General features: G+C 65.9%; 17 protein-coding genes and 1 tRNA gene. 12 read left to right on the forward strand and 6 right to left on the reverse strand.

Annotated features, from left to right (window positions below; genetic code table 11):
* Nucleotides 1-34 precede the first annotated feature (34 nt).
* The 7 genes from OMP44_RS20890 (at nt 35) to OMP44_RS20920 (ending at nt 5,964) form a co-directional block, all read left to right on the forward strand.
* Nucleotides 35-742 carry a DUF969 domain-containing protein gene (locus OMP44_RS20890; protein WP_273862734.1) on the forward strand — a complete coding sequence of 236 codons (708 nt, stop codon included), beginning with the start codon at nt 35-37 and terminating at the stop codon, nt 740-742.
* A complete protein-coding gene (locus tag OMP44_RS20895; protein ID WP_133863144.1) occupies nt 739-1,689 on the forward strand; it encodes a DUF979 domain-containing protein in 951 nt (316 codons plus the stop codon). Before OMP44_RS20890 ends, OMP44_RS20895 begins: the two co-directional genes overlap by 4 nt.
* A 6-nt stretch (nt 1,690-1,695) precedes the next feature.
* Nucleotides 1,696-2,334, forward strand: coding sequence for a pyroglutamyl-peptidase I (gene pcp / locus OMP44_RS20900; RefSeq protein ID WP_280310971.1), 639 nt, complete (start codon nt 1,696-1,698; stop codon nt 2,332-2,334).
* 79 nt (nt 2,335-2,413) lie between these two features.
* Nucleotides 2,414-3,769: an MATE family efflux transporter gene (locus OMP44_RS20905; protein ID WP_273862735.1), complete on the forward strand. Its 1,356-nt coding sequence runs from the start codon at nt 2,414-2,416 to the stop codon at nt 3,767-3,769.
* 64 nt (nt 3,770-3,833) lie between these two features.
* Complete coding sequence (locus tag OMP44_RS20910; protein WP_007159685.1) at nt 3,834-3,971, forward strand: hypothetical protein; 138 nt, start codon at nt 3,834-3,836, stop codon at nt 3,969-3,971.
* 120 nt (nt 3,972-4,091) lie between these two features.
* Complete coding sequence (locus OMP44_RS20915) at nt 4,092-4,637, forward strand: hypothetical protein (RefSeq protein ID WP_273862736.1); 546 nt, start codon at nt 4,092-4,094, stop codon at nt 4,635-4,637.
* A 286-nt stretch (nt 4,638-4,923) separates the two neighbouring features.
* Complete coding sequence (locus OMP44_RS20920) at nt 4,924-5,964, forward strand: acyltransferase family protein (protein ID WP_133863140.1); 1,041 nt, start codon at nt 4,924-4,926, stop codon at nt 5,962-5,964.
* A 152-nt stretch (nt 5,965-6,116) separates the two neighbouring features.
* Here the strand turns inward: OMP44_RS20920 and OMP44_RS20925 are convergent, their stop codons facing one another.
* From OMP44_RS20925 to queA, 6 genes are all read right to left on the reverse strand, one after another.
* Entirely contained in the window at nt 6,117-6,644 is a 528-nt protein-coding gene (locus OMP44_RS20925; protein ID WP_133863139.1) for a glycine zipper 2TM domain-containing protein, read from the reverse strand.
* Between the two features lie 59 nt (nt 6,645-6,703).
* The gene (gene secF, locus OMP44_RS20930) at nt 6,704-7,609 is read right to left on the reverse strand and encodes a protein translocase subunit SecF (protein WP_187978578.1); all 906 of its coding nucleotides are present in this window, start codon (nt 7,607-7,609) and stop codon (nt 6,704-6,706) included.
* A 10-nt stretch (nt 7,610-7,619) separates the two neighbouring features.
* On the reverse strand, nt 7,620-9,488 hold the full coding sequence (secD, locus tag OMP44_RS20935) for a protein translocase subunit SecD (RefSeq protein ID WP_273808566.1): 1,869 nt from the start codon (nt 9,486-9,488) through the stop codon (nt 7,620-7,622).
* A 64-nt stretch (nt 9,489-9,552) separates the two neighbouring features.
* The gene (yajC, locus tag OMP44_RS20940) at nt 9,553-9,897 is read right to left on the reverse strand and encodes a preprotein translocase subunit YajC (RefSeq protein WP_007162951.1); all 345 of its coding nucleotides are present in this window, start codon (nt 9,895-9,897) and stop codon (nt 9,553-9,555) included.
* A 147-nt stretch (nt 9,898-10,044) separates the two neighbouring features.
* Nucleotides 10,045-11,163 carry a tRNA guanosine(34) transglycosylase Tgt gene (tgt, locus tag OMP44_RS20945; RefSeq protein ID WP_051226203.1) on the reverse strand — a complete coding sequence of 373 codons (1,119 nt, stop codon included), beginning with the start codon at nt 11,161-11,163 and terminating at the stop codon, nt 10,045-10,047.
* Nucleotides 11,164-11,173: 10 nt separating this feature from the next.
* Nucleotides 11,174-12,217, reverse strand: coding sequence for a tRNA preQ1(34) S-adenosylmethionine ribosyltransferase-isomerase QueA (gene queA / locus OMP44_RS20950; RefSeq protein ID WP_273862737.1), 1,044 nt, complete (start codon nt 12,215-12,217; stop codon nt 11,174-11,176).
* A 106-nt stretch (nt 12,218-12,323) separates the two neighbouring features.
* Between queA and OMP44_RS20955 the strand changes: the two genes are divergently transcribed.
* From OMP44_RS20955 to OMP44_RS20975, 5 genes are all read left to right on the forward strand, one after another.
* A tRNA-Leu gene (locus OMP44_RS20955) sits at nt 12,324-12,408 on the forward strand.
* Between the two features lie 244 nt (nt 12,409-12,652).
* Nucleotides 12,653-13,189, forward strand: a complete 537-nt coding sequence (locus OMP44_RS20960; RefSeq protein ID WP_273861989.1) for a hypothetical protein — start codon at nt 12,653-12,655, stop codon at nt 13,187-13,189.
* Between the two features lie 86 nt (nt 13,190-13,275).
* Complete coding sequence (locus tag OMP44_RS20965) at nt 13,276-13,446, forward strand: hypothetical protein (protein ID WP_273861990.1); 171 nt, start codon at nt 13,276-13,278, stop codon at nt 13,444-13,446.
* A 35-nt stretch (nt 13,447-13,481) separates the two neighbouring features.
* A complete protein-coding gene (locus OMP44_RS20970) occupies nt 13,482-13,949 on the forward strand; it encodes a hypothetical protein (RefSeq protein WP_280310981.1) in 468 nt (155 codons plus the stop codon).
* A 100-nt stretch (nt 13,950-14,049) separates the two neighbouring features.
* A complete protein-coding gene (locus OMP44_RS20975) occupies nt 14,050-14,370 on the forward strand; it encodes a hypothetical protein (RefSeq protein ID WP_280310983.1) in 321 nt (106 codons plus the stop codon).
* Nucleotides 14,371-14,376 lie beyond the last annotated feature (6 nt).

Consider the following 14,376-nt stretch of genomic DNA (forward strand, 5'->3'; position numbering starts at 1 on the left):
CGGAGCGCGGTGGACCCGCTGGAGACATCCACCCATGCAAACCACCGTCAACCTCTGGCCGCTGCTGGGCGTGCTGGTCATCGTGGTCGGCTTCCTGCTGAGATTCAATCCGCTGCTGGTGGTGGCCCTGGCCGCCGTGGCCACCGGGATCGCCGCCCAGTTCAGCCCCGAGGCGCTGCTCGCCGCCATCGGCACCGGCTTCATCAAGGCGCGCGCCCTGCCGCTGATCATCCTGCTGCCACTGGCGGTGATCGGCCTGCTCGAACGCCACGGCCTGCGCCTGCATGCGCAGAACTGGATCGCGCGTTTTCGCAACGCCACCGTCGGCCGCCTGCTGATCTTCTATCTCTTCGTCCGCGAGACCACCGCCGCCCTGGGGCTGACCAGCCTCGGCGGCCATCCGCAGATGGTGCGGCCGCTGCTGGCGCCCATGGCCGAAGGCACCGCCGAAAAGATCCACGGCCGCCTGCCCGAGGCCCTGCGCCAGCGGCTGCTGGCCTTTTGCGCCGCTACCGACAACATCGGGCTGTTCTTTGGCGAGGACATCTTTGTCGCCTTTGGCGCCATCGCCCTGATGCACACCTTTCTGCTCGGCGCCGGACTCGATGTCGAACCCCTGCACATTGCCCTCTGGGGCATTCCCACGGCGCTCTGCGCCTTTTTCATCCATGCCCTGCGCCTGCACCGCTTCGATCGCCAGCTCTACCGCGAGCTGACCGCGCGCAAGGAGGTGCAGCCATGATCCTGTCGATCCAGTATCTGTTCTGGCTGGCCGGCGCCATCCTGGCGCTGACCGCGGTCATGACCCTGGCCGATCGTCAGCATCCCAAGCGCTGGACCAGCGGCCTGTTCTGGAGCCTGTTCAGCCTGGTCTTCCTGATCGGCGATCGCCTGCCGCCGGCCTGGGTGGGCGCCGGGGTGCTGCTGATGGCGGTGCTGGCCGGCTGCGGCGCGGTGGGCAGTGGTCACCACGTGACGCGCCCGGAACGCGAGACCCGTGCCAGCGCCGGCCGCCTGGGCAATCGCCTGTTCATTCCGGCCCTGGCGATTCCCGTGGTGACGGTGATCGGCAGCGTGCTGCTCAAGGACGTGCAGATCGCCGGCCTGCCACTGCTCGATCCCAAGAACGTCACCTTCGTCTCCCTCGGCCTGGGCGCCCTGGTGGCCCTGGCGCTGGCCTGCTGGCTGACCCGTGACACCCCGATCCAGGCGATGCGCGAGTCGCGCCGCCTGACCGATGCCCTGGGCTGGTCGCTGGTGCTGCCCCAGGCCCTGGCCATGCTCGGCCTGGTCTTCACCGATGCCGGCGTCGGCAAGGCGGTGGCGCATCTGGCCACCGCCTACGTGGCCCTCGATCTGCGCCTGGTGGCGGTGGTGGTCTATGTGGTGGGCATGGCCGCCTTCACCGTCATCATGGGCAACGGCTTCGCCGCCTTCCCGGTGATGACCGGCGGCATCGGCGTGCCGGTGCTGGTGGGTGTCTACCATGCCGATCCGGCGGTGATGGCCGCCATCGGCATGTTCTCCGGCTACTGCGGCACCCTGATGACGCCCATGGCGGCCAACTTCAACATCGTCCCGGCGGCCCTGCTGGAACTGGACGACAAAAACGCCGTGATCAAGGCCCAGGTCCCCACCGCCCTGGCGGTGCTGGCCTGCAACGTGGTGCTGCTCTATCTGCTGATGTGAGGTCCCATGACCCTGTTGCTCACCGGTTTCGCCCCCTTTGGCGGCGAGGCCCTCAACCCCTCCTGGGAAGCCGTGCGCCGCCTGGATGGCGAATGTCTCGGCGATCTACCGGTGGTCGCGGCGCAGCTGCCGACCGCATTCGGCGCGGCGCTCCGGGTCCTGGATGAGCTGCTCGACCGCCATCGCCCGACCCTGGTGGTGGCGGTCGGCCAGGCCGGCGGGCGAGCCGAGCTGTCGCTGGAACGCATCGCCATCAATGTCGACGATGCCCGCATTCCCGACAATGCCGGGCGCCAGCCGATCGACGAGCCGGTGGTGGCCGGCGGCCCCGCGGCCTACTTCAGCACCCTGCCGATCAAGGCCATGACCCGGGTCCTGCGCGACGCCGGCATCCCCGCAGCGGTGTCCCAGACCGCCGGCACCTTCGTCTGCAACCACGTCTTCTACGGCCTGCAGCATCGCCTGCAGGGCAGCGGGGTACGCGGTGGCTTCATCCACATCCCCTACCTGCCGGCCCAGGCCGCACACCAGCACGGGGCGCCGTCCATGGCCCTGGAGACCCTGGTCGCCGGCCTGCGCCTGGCGCTCACCTGCGCGGCGACCACCCAGGCGGACCTGCGCGAAGGTGGCGGGCAACTGGACTGACACCCGCAGGCGCGGCGGCGGAGGACCACCCGGTCCGGCTGGCCTACAATGCGCCCTCCGCCGCCGCTGCGATTAGCCCATGTCCACCCTGCTTGCCGACTGGCGTCATCCCCTGCTGCACCGTCGCGTCTGGGCCCTGGCCGCGCCGATGATCCTGTCCAATCTCAGCGTGCCGCTGGTGACCCTGGTCGACAGCGCCATCGCCGGCCATCTGCCCGAAGCCCGCCAGCTCGCCGCGGTGGCCATGGGCGGCGCCTTCTACACCGCCCTGCTCGGCATCCTCGGCTTCCTGCGCATGGGCACCACCGGTTTCGCCGCCCAGGCCAGCGGGCGGCGCGATGGCGCCGCCCTGCGCCAGATTCTCCTGCAGGCCGGCCTTCTCGGGCTGGGCCTGTCGCTGCTCCTGCTGCTGGCCGCCAGCCTGGCGCTGGAACCGCTGTTCGGCTGGCTCGGCCTGGATCCCGCCTTCGCCGACCTGGCCGCGCGCTTCCTGCACCTGCGCCTGCTCGGCCTGCCTGCCGCGCTGCTCAGCTACGCGGTGATCGGCTGGCTGCTCGGCACCCAGGATGCGCGCACGCCGCTGGTGCTGCTGCTCACCACCAATGCCCTGAATCTGCTGCTGGTGACCGGCTTCGTGCTCGGCCTCGGCGCTGGGGTACAGGGCATCGCGCTGGCTTCGGTCCTGGCGGAATGGAGCGGCATGCTGCTCGGCCTCTGGCTGGTGCTGCGCCGTCTGCGGCTGTGGCCCGGCCGGATCGACCGCCTGGCGCTGCGTCGCCTCGCCAGCTGGCGGCCGCTGCTGGCGGTCAATCGCGACATCTTCATTCGCTCCCTGGCGCTGCAGGCGGTATTCCTGCTGTTCGCCGCCCAGGGCGCCCAGCTGGGCGAGACCACGGTGGCGGTCAACGCCCTGCTGCTCAATGGCCTGCTGGTCACCGCCTTCGCCCTCGACGGCCTCGCCCATGCGGTGGAGGCCCTGGCCGGTCATGCCCTCGGCGCCCGCGAAGGCGCCACTCTGCGCCGGGTGCTGGTGATCGCCGGCGGCTGGTCGCTGCTGGCCAGCCTCGGCTTCGCCCTGGCTTTCGCCCTCGGCGGCGATCTGTTCGTCGCCCTGCAGAGCGACATCGCCGAGGTGCGCCAGGCGGCCCACGCCTACCTGCCCTATCTGGCCGTGCTGCCGCTGATCGCCATGGTCAGCTACCTGCTGGACGGCCTCTTCATCGGCGCCACCCGCGCCCGGGAGATGCGCAACTCGATGCTGCTGGCCCTGCTACTGGCGCTGCCGCTCGGCGGCCTGCTGCGCGGCCTCGGCAATCACGGCCTGTGGCTGGCCTTTCTCGCTTTCATGGCGCTGCGTGGCCTGATCTCCGCGCTGCTCGCCTGGCGCCTGGCCCGCCGCGAAGGCTGGCTCAGCGACGACGGCGGCGGCGGCTGATCCTGCGGAACCGCCGGGGCGGCGCTCCCCTCAAAGTCGGACATCCCCTGCCGAGAGCGCTGCCATGAGCGAAGACACCCGCGATCAGGAACCCCTGGACACCCCCGCCGACGGCGACGACGTCCCCGAGCACCAGAAGCCGGAAAATCTGGAAAAGCTCAAGGACTACGGCAAGGATCAGATTCCGCCCGGCATCGCCTGACGCCAACCCTGAACCCCTCGACAAAAGCCGTCGACAGCGGTGGCAAAGCCCCGGCGGAGCTCTTAGCATCCGTCGGGTTGAGTGGGCCTGCGGGCCTTCGTGAAGGGAATCCAGATCACCATGACCGTCAGGTCCTACCTGTCGCCTCTCCTTGCGCCCCTGTTGGCGCTGCTGGTGCTCGTCCCCGCGCCGGCCAGGGCCGTGGACGGCTACGCCGGCATTGCCTTCGGCACTGACCAGAAGGCCTTTCTGGCGAAAAAGCTCTGCACCTTCCAGCCGCGCAAGATCGATGTGGTCGGCGTCGAGTATTTCGAATGCACTGACCTCGGCTTCGCCGGTGAAAAGGTCGAGGCCGGCGCCTTCTTCATCGATGGCCGCTTCCTGCGCCTGTCCATCGTCACGCCCCTGGCGCAGTCCTTCCTGATTGCCGAAGGCCTCACCCAGAAGTACGGCAAACCCTCCTCCCAGTCGTCGGCCGCCGCCTTCGAGCGTCTGAACCAGGACGACGACGCCCAGGCCTATCTGGCCTTCGATCACGACACCGTCGTCTACAAGTTCAGCGCCCAGGCGGCGCGCAAGAAGCAGGTCCTGCTGATCTATACCTCGCCGCGCTACGAGCCCCTGCTCAAGGAGAAGCAGCTGCAGTTCGTCAAAGATTCCCTTTAAACATCCGGTTACAGCTCGTCGGACAATTGCCCCTCGGGCGGCCAAAGTGTCGTCCCGGTCACGCATCGCCGGAAACAGGCCATGAACAATGGCAGATAGCCACGGTCAGAACGCGGGCAAGGAGCCCCTTCCTGTAACCGGCTACTTACGGACGTCGTTCCTTCGGGAGTCCTACCATGACCGAACCTGTCGCCACGCGCGCCCTGGCGCCGCAGCGTCCCTGCTTTCGTTTGCCCCAGTGCTTTGGCCTCAGCTGCACAGGTTCTCTTTTGAAAAGGATCATTCAATGAACACTCGCAATCTCTGGGTCGACTATGCGAAAGCCATAGGCATCGTGCTGGTCGTCTATGGCCATGTCGTCCGCGGCCTGCTCAACGCCGGCATCCTGCAGGACGCCGAATTCCACGGCCTGGTGGACAGCGTCATCTACAGCTTCCACATGCCGCTGTTCTTCTTCCTGTCCGGCCTGTTCTTCTACAACTCCTTCGTCAAGCGCGGCACCGGCGGCCTGCTGGTGAACAAGATCGACACCATCGTCTATCCCTTCCTGGTGTGGTCGCTGCTGCAGGGTTCGGTGGAGGCGCTGATGTCGCGCTACACCAACGGCGGCGTGAGCTTCAGCGAAGTCCTGACGGTCTGGGAGCCACGCCAGCAGTTCTGGTTCCTCTATGCGCTGTTCCTGGTGTTCTGCCTGGCCATGCTCGCCTATCGCTGGGCCAAGCCGCTGGCCTTCTTCGCCGTGTTCGCCTTTGGCGCCCTGGTCTATCTGTTCCAGAACGCCGGCCCGGAAGACTTCTTCTTCACCTTCACCGCGCAGAACTTCGTGTTCTTCGCCTTCGGTGTCTGGTTCAACAACTTCAAGCAGGCCATCGAGGAGCAGGCCGGCCGCGTGATGCTGGGTTCGGGTCTGCTGTTCGTGGTGCTCGAATACTGGTTCCACGGCCTGCTGGGCCTGGTCTACACCGATCGCGGCCTGGCCACCCTGGTGCTGGCGCTGAACGGCATCGTCTTCGTCAGCGCCACCTGCATGGTGCTGGCGCAGCGGCCGCTGCAATGGGTACTCACCCTGGGCGCGCTGTCCATGCCGATCTACGTGATGCACGTACTGAGCGGCAGCGGCGCCCGCATCATCCTGAGCAAGGGCCTGCATATCAACGACGGCCTGCTGCATATCGTCGCCGGCTGCGCCTTCGGCATCCTGGTGCCGGTGGCCATCGCCAAGCTGCTGGAAGCGCGCGGCATCAACGGTCTGTTCGAGGCGCCGGCGTGGATCTCCGCCCGGCGGTGGCTTCGGCCCAAAGCAGAAACCCCCCGCCCCGCCGTCTGAGTGATGGCACCGGCCAGGGCGCCCGGCGCGCCCGGCCGGAGCGACAGCCCTCTCGAATCACCGCGCGAGCGCCAACAAAAAACCCGCTACCAGTTGCCTGGTAGCGGGTTTTTTGTGCCTGAAGCTCTGGGGACTTCAGCCGCTGGCGCGGATCACTGGCTGGCCAGCACCTGGCCGTTCTTCACTTCCAGCTGCTTGCCCGGCTCGTGGTCCATGCGGACCTGGCCGATCTTGCCATCCAGCAGGTACTTAACGTCATAGCCGACCACCTGGTCCTTGCTATCATTGACCGTGCTGCAGCGGGTCTGGCTGGTGGTGTAGGTGTCGCGGTTCTGCATGTATTCCTGACCCTTGTTGCCGGCGTAACCACCGCCAACGGCACCGGCGATGGTCGCCAGGGTCTTGCCGCTGCCGTTGCCGACCTGGTTGCCCAGCAGACCGCCGACGACCGCGCCTACGGCGGTCCCGGCGATCTGGTGCTGGTCCTGAACCGGCCGACGGTGAGTTACCGCGACCTCCTTGCAGACCTCGCGCGGGGTCTTGACCGTTTCCTTGACCGGCTGGACGGCGACGACCTCGGCGTACTGAGGCCCGCGGTCGACGAAACTGTACGCCACGGCGCCACCTGCGGTGGCGACGATGGCTCCCAGAACCGTACCTACGAGCATCGACTTGTTCACTACAACCTCCTGACTACTCTGTCATAGCGGGCACCTGGCCCTTTGCCATGCCTGGGACATCAGGGACGCTCGTCGAGTTCCTTGGCTTGCGGCGGGATCAGGTCTTCGCTCTTCAGGTCCAGCCAGATCAGCACCACGTTGGCGATATAGATCGACGAGTAGGTACCGGCCAGCACGCCGATGAACAGCGCCAGCGAGAAGCCGAACAGGTTGTCGCCGCCAAAGAACAGCAGCGCCGCCACGGCCAGCAGGGTCGAGATCGAGGTCGCCAGGGTACGCAGCAGGGTCTGGGTGGTCGAGACGTTGATGTTCTCGATCAGACTGGCCTTGCGCAGCACCCGGAAGTTTTCCCGCACCCGGTCGAACACCACGATGGTGTCATTGAGCGAGTAGCCGATGATGGCCAGGACCGCTGCCAGCACCGTCAGGTCGAAGGTGATCTGGAAGAACGACAACAGACCCAGGGTCACCACCACGTCGTGCACTAGCGAAATGATGGCGCCCACGGCGAACTTCCACTGGAAGCGGAAGGCCACGTAGAGCAGCACCCCGCCCAGGGCCAGCAGCATGCCCAGGCCGCCCTGGTCACGTAGCTCCGCGCCCACCTGCGGACCGACGAACTCGGTGCGGGTCAGGGAAAAGCGCTCGGTGCTCGCCTTCTGCAGCGCGCCGGTCACCTGCTGACCCAGCTGCGGGTTGTCACCCGGCATCCGTACCAGCACATCGGTGGTGGCGCCGAAACTCTGCACCACGGCTTCTCCGAAGCCGGCGCCCTGCAATTCCTGACGGATCTTGCCAAGGTCGGCGGGCTGCTCGTAGCGCAGCTCGATCAGGGTACCGCCGGTGAAATCCAGGCCGAAGTTCAGTCCCTTGTAGAACCAGCTGAACAACGCCAGAACGGTCAGGAGGGCGGTGATGGCGAACGCGATATTGCGTACGCCCATGAAATTGATGGTCTTTTTCATCGCCGCGTCCTCAAATCCACAGCTTCTTGACGTTCCGGCCGCCATAAATCAGGTTGACCATGGCACGGGTCACGAAGATGGCGGTGAACAGGGAGGTGAAGATACCCAGCGACATGGTCACGGCGAAGCCCTTGACCGGCCCGGTGCCCATGGCGAACAGGATGGCGCCCACCAGCAGGGTCGTCAGGTTGGAGTCCAGAATCGCCGTGAAGGCGCGACTGAAGCCCTCATGGATGGCGCGCTGGATCGGCATGCCGTTGGCGATCTCTTCGCGGATCCGCGAGAAGATCAGCACGTTGGCGTCCACCGCCTGGCCCATGGTCAGGACGATACCGGCGATACCCGGCAGGGTCAGGGTGGCATGCAGGATGGACATCAAGGCCATCAGCAAGACCATGTTGAAGCCCAGGGCGATGGTCGCCAGCAGCCCGAAGAAGCGGTAGATGGCAATCAGGAACAGCGAGACGAAGACCATGCCCCACAGCGAGGCGTCGATGCCCTTCTCGATGTTGTCGGCGCCCAGGCTCGGGCCGAGGGTGCGTTCTTCGGCGAAGTACATGGGTGCGGCCAGGCCACCGGCACGCAGCAGCAGCGCCAGTTCCGAGGCCTCGCCCGAACCGTTCAGGCCGGTGATGCGGAAGCTGTTGCCCAGGGCCGACTGGATGGTCGCCAGGCTGATGATGCGCCGCTCTTCCTCGAAGCCGGGCACCGCCACTTCCTTCTGCACGCCATCCACGGTCTGGGTGGTGTAGCGGGTGACCGGACGCTGCTCGATGAACACCACCGCCATGCTGCGGCCGACGTTGCTGCGGGTAGCGCGGTTGATCAGATCGCCGCCATGGCCATCCAGACGGATGTTGACCTGGGGCCGGCCGTTTTCGTCGAAGCTGGCCGAGGCGTCGGTGACCTGGTCACCGGTGATGATGACGTTACGCTCCAGCGGCACCGCCGGGCGACCGGGCTCGCGGAATTCGAAGCTCTCGGTGGAGGCCCGCGGGGTGTCCGCGGTGGCGGCCAGGCGGAATTCCAGGTTGGCGGTCTTGCCGAGGATGCGCTTGGCTTCGGCGGTGTCCTGCACGCCCGGCAGCTCGACCACGATGCGGTCGGCGCCCTGACGCTGCACCAGCGGCTCGGCCACGCCCAGTTCGTTGACCCGGTTGCGCACCGTGGTCAGGTTCTGGGTGACGGCATAGTTGCGGATCTCGCGCAACTTGGCCTCGGTCAGCTGCAGACGCAGCACCTGCAGGTCGCCCCGGGTATCGGTGGTGAGCTCGAAATCAGTGTAGTTCTTGCGGATCAGGCTCTGCGCCTGCTGCAGGTCGGCGGCGTCGGTGAAGCCGAGCTGCAGGGCACCGTTCTGGTCGGGCATGCTGCGATAGCGCACCTTCTCGCGACGCAGCAGGGTCTTGACCTCGTTGTCATAGACCTTCAGGCGCGCATCCACGGCCTTGTCCATGTCAACCGCCAGCAGGAAGTGCACACCGCCGGACAGGTCCAGGCCGAGCTTCATCGGGCTGGCGCCCAGCTTGCGCAGCCACTGCGGCGTGGTAGGAGCCAGGTTCAGGGCAACCACGAAGTCGTCGCCGAGGGTACGCCGGACCACTTCCTGGGCCGGCAGCTGATCATCGGCGCGGGTCAGGCGGATCAGCACCCGGCTGCCATTGGCGTTGAGATCACTGGACTTCACGGCGAGCTTCGCCTGCGCCAGGGCCGCGTCTACACGCTGGACCTCGGCGGGGGTCACCGCGCGTTCGGTGCTGGAAGCGCTGATCTGCAGGGCCGGATCGTCGGGGTACAGATTAGGAACCGAATAGATGGCGCCCACGACCAGTACGGCCAGGATCAGCAGGTACTTCCAGAGGGGATATTTGTTGAGCATGACACCGCCCGAGATAAAGGCGGGGCGCCTTGCGCGCCCCGGTGTTAGCTAGATTGAGGAAGGCTCAGAGCGCCTTCAGGGTGCCTTTCGGCAGGGTCGCGGCAATGGCGCCCTTCTGGAATTTCAGTTCGACGTTGTCGGACACTTCCAGCACCACGAACTCGTCGGTGACCTTGTTGATGCGGCCGGCGATACCACCGGTGGTCACCACTTCGTCACCCTTCTGCAGGCCGCCGATCAGGTTCTTGTGATCCTTGGTGCGCTTGGCCTGGGGACGCCAGATCAGGAAATAGAAGATCACCACGAAGCCGATCAGGAAGATGAACTGAATGTATTCACCTCCCGGTGCAGCGTTGGCGGCCGGCGCGGCAGCTTCCTGGGCCTGGGCCGTGGAAATCAGAAAACTCATTGCACTACTCCTTGCAGAGTTGGATGACGGAAAAAGAAGAGATGCCGGGGGTCGCTCGCAGCCGTTCCGACCGCCTCGGGACCCCGCTCACGCACCCGGCGAAGGACGCGCGAGCGCCGTTTCGCCTGGACGATCGGACAGGGGCTTTCAGCGGTCGAGCGGCGGCGTAGGCAGGCCGCGCCGTGCATAGAAGGCGTCCACAAAGTCGGCCAATTTACCCTCTTGGATAGCCTGGCGCAAACCGGCCATCACGCGCTGGTAATACCGCAGGTTGTGGATCGTATTCAGCATACTCCCCAGCATTTCCCCGCATTTATCCAGATGGTGCAGATAGGCCCGGGAGAAATGTTTGCAGGTGTAACAGTCGCAGGTGGGATCCAGCGGCGTCTCGTCGTGACGGTGCACGGCGTTGCGCAGCTTGAGCACGCCGGTATCGATGAACAGATGGCCGTTGCGGGCGTTGCGGGTGGGCATCACGCAGTCGAACATGTCGACGCCGCGGCGTACGCCTTCCACCAGGTCTTCCGGCTTGCCCACGCCCATCAGGTAGCGCGGCTTGTCCGCCGGCAGGTGCGGTGGCAGGAAGTCCAGCACCCGGATCATCTCTTCCTTGGGCTCGCCCACCGACAGGCCGCCGATGGCATAGCCGTCGAAGCCGATGCCTTCCAGCCCCTCCAGGGATCTCAGGCGCAGTTCTTCGTGCATGCCGCCCTGGACGATGCCGAACAGCGCCGAGGGATTGTCGCCATGGGCTTCGCGGGAGCGCTTGGCCCAGCGCAGCGACAGTTCCATGGAACGACGCGCGGTGTCGAAGTCCGCCGGATAGGGCGTGCACTCGTCGAAGATCATCACGATGTCCGAGCCCAGGGCGCGTTGCACCGCCATGGATTCCTCGGGGCCCATGAAGACCTTGGCGCCGTCCACCGGCGAGGCGAAGTAGACGCCCTCCTCCTTGATCTTGCGCAGCGCGCCCAGGCTGAACACCTGGAAGCCGCCGGAATCGGTGAGGATCGGCCCCTGCCACTGCATGAAGTCGTGCAGGTCGCCATGGCGCTGGATCACCTCGGTCCCAGGCCGTAGCCAGAGATGGAAGGTGTTGCCGAGGATGATCTGGGCACCGATATCGGCGACGCTGTCGGGCAGCATGCCCTTGACCGTGCCGTAGGTACCGACCGGCATGAAGGCCGGGGTCTCGACCACGCCGCGGGGAAAGGTCAGGCGACCGCGACGGGCCTTGCCCTCGGTGGCCAGCAATTCGAAATTCATGAAACTCATATCAGCTCTCCGGGCCCTGGGCCCCGGGATTGCGGGTGATGAACATGGCGTCGCCATAACTGAAGAAGCGATAGCCCTCGGCCACGGCCGTGGCATAGGCGGCCATGGTCTCGCGGTAACCGGCGAAGGCCGACACCAGCATCAGCAGGGTCGACTCGGGCAGGTGGAAGTTGGTCACCAGCGCATCGACCACGTGGAAGGGCCGGCCGGGATAGAGAAAGATGTCCGTCTCGCCAGCGAAGGCCTTGAGCTCGCCGTCACGGGCGGCGCTCTCCAGCGAACGCACGCTGGTGGTGCCGACCGCGACCACCCGGCCGCCACGGGCGCGGCAGGCGGCCACGGCATCCACCACGGCCTGGTCGACCTGCAGCCACTCGCGGTGCATGTGGTGGTCTTCGATCTTTTCCACCCGCACCGGCTGGAAGGTACCGGCACCGACGTGTAGGGTGACGAAGGCGGTCGTCACGCCCTTGGCGCGGATGGCGTCCAGCAGCGGCTCGTCGAAGTGCAGTCCGGCGGTAGGCGCGGCCACGGCGCCGGCATTGCGCGCATAGACGGTCTGGTAGCGCTCGCGATCCTCGGCTTCGTCGGGCCGGTCGATATAGGGCGGCAGCGGCATGTGGCCGACCCGCTCCAGCAGCGGCAGCACCGGCTCGGCGAATTTCAATTCGAACAGCGCCTCGTGGCGCGCCACCATCTCGGCCTCGGCGCCGCCGTCGATCAGGATGCGGCTGCCCGGCTTGGGCGACTTGCTGGAGCGCACATGGGCCAGCACCCGCTCTTCGTCCAGCACCCGCTCCACCAGGACCTCCAGCTTGCCGCCGCTGGCCTTCTGGCCGAACAGCCGCGCGGGTATCACCCGGGTGTCGTTGAACACCATCAGGTCGCCGGGTCGCAGATAACCCAGCAGATCGGCGAAGTGGCGATGACTCAGCTCACCGCTGGGGCCGTCGAGCACCAGCAATCGACTGCCGCGGCGCTCGGCCAGCGGATGACGGGCGATGAGGGATTCGGGGAGGTCGAAATGGAAGTCGGCGACGTGCATGGCAGGTAGATCTCGAAAGGCCGCACAGCTTACCGGAAGCGACCTTTTTCACCAAAGCACTTTGGATTGACCGGGCCTGCCCGCGTCCCTATACTCCGCCGCCATTGCCCCGGTGGCGGAACCGGTAGACGCGGCGGATTCAAAATCCGTTTCCGAAAGGAGTGGGAGTTCGAGTCTCCCCCGGGGCACCAAGTTGTACCTTCCAGGCCGCCGCTGAGAGGCATGGAAACTGAAGAAACCGCCCATTGAGGCGGTTTTTTTGTGCCTGGCAATCGACCGTGCAAGAGTTGGTATCGCCGGGTCATCTGCCGCCTTGCAGCAAAAGACTGCGCCCCTAGTAGCAGCGACTAGACTGCCCTGACCGGTCCGCCAACGTCTCGTCCAGCGCAGGGCGAGCGTCCCTGGAGCCGGACCTTCCATCACCGGAGCCAACCGATGATCAAACTCGTCGTTGTCGCTGCACTCCTACTGCTCGGCGGCTGCGCTGCCAAGGTTACCTCCTCTGCGGATCAGACGCCGATTCCTGTCTATGCCGATGCCAAAACCACGCTGGTGGTGCTGTTCAAGGCCGATGCCAAGGTTCAGGCCAACGAAAAATGGCCGCTGCTGAAGAGCGAATGGCTGGAGGCCCTGCGTATCCGGGGCCAGGCCAAGGGGCTGCAGGTCCTGACCGAGCGGCCGAAGGCGGCAGCGACTCTAGCCACCATCGAGGTTACCAACTTTCGCTACATGAGCTCAGGCCTGCGCTATTCGGTGGGAGTGATGGCGGGTAATGCCTGGATCAGCGCCCAGGTGCGCTACCAGGACGCAACCTCGGGGGAAACTCTGGCGACGCGCAACTACGACACCTCGTCCAGCGCCTGGGAGGGTGTATTCTCGGCGATGACGTCCGATCAGATTAAGGCGCTGGCGACCACGATCGTCGATGACGTGACCATCAACTCAAGCAGCAAACCACGCCGAAGCCCTTAGTAAGCGCCGCTTACCCGCCCAGTGAGCCCCCGACTGCTCGTCCAGGCTCACCGGCGGCGTTACCTATCCTCACCCGAGAAGACTGTGTGAAACCGCTCCTGCTATGCCTCGCCCTGCTACTGACCGGCTGCAACCACTACAGCCCAGCCGGCTCCGTCTGCGAACCCAGTCCGCTGAGCGGCGAGGACTGCAAGCACCGGCAGGCGGTCGGTGACCACCTGATGGACAAGTATCGGGAATGGCAACGTTACCAGTAGGCTGGTCCCTGCCTGAGCTTTGCCGAGACCGGAAGATGCGTTTGTGCCCTCCCCTGCTGCTCGTCCTACTGCTGATCCTGGGTGGCTGCGCCGTGCAGCAACCGGCCCAGCCAGCCGGTGCTGGCATAGACCTGAGTCGCTCGCCCAGCTGGACGCTGCAGGCCCGGTTGCACAGCGCCCTCTATGGTTGCGAATTGCTGGTGCTGCACGGCAACAACGCTCGCCTGGCGGGCGAGCAAGGGCGGCTGGCGGACTTTCGTCAGCGGCTGAGCAGTTGCCAGACCCGGGCCGCTGCCGAAGAGAAGTCTGCTACGGACCAGTTACCCGCCGGCCAGGATCGACTGCTGCGCAATGCGCAGAAGGCCTATCTGGCCGCCTGGCAGAGCTATCTGGCCGGGCTCACCATCGATCATCCGGCCGACTTGCAGCAGAAGCAGTCTTATCTTAAGGCGCGTTCAGCGCTGCTCGACGTGGCGACAGAAGCACCCGGACATCCGCGCTGAGCCCTGGAAACGACCGGATAGCCAGCTGACCACCGGCAGCTGAAACGCAGGGGCAAAGCATGCAATAGTAAGACATCGATACGGACGCGAGATCTTGCGCATGGAAACGCTCTCCCCCCTCTCCCAGGTGGCGGTCAAGGACCTGGAAACGGCCCAGACCCCCGCCCGCTTCTCTCCGGCCTTCATCGAGCGACTGCTCTCGCGTTGCGAGACGCGCATTGACGAGATGGAAGCCTGCCCCGACATGAGCGCGGATCTGCGCCTGATCCACATGCAGAACGTCGATCTGCTGGTGCGTACCGTGGTGGGCGAATGCCGCCATCGGGATCAGATCCGCCGGGTGCAGCGGATCCTGAACTTCTGCGAAGCGCACGCCGGCTGGTTGCAGCCGCAGCCGGCAGCGAGCAAGGGCGCCGCCTAGAGAGCG

It is taken from the genome of Pseudomonas flavocrustae (assembly GCF_029872515.1).
GTDB classification, from domain to species: Bacteria; Pseudomonadota; Gammaproteobacteria; order Pseudomonadales; family Pseudomonadaceae; genus Chryseomonas; species Chryseomonas aestiva.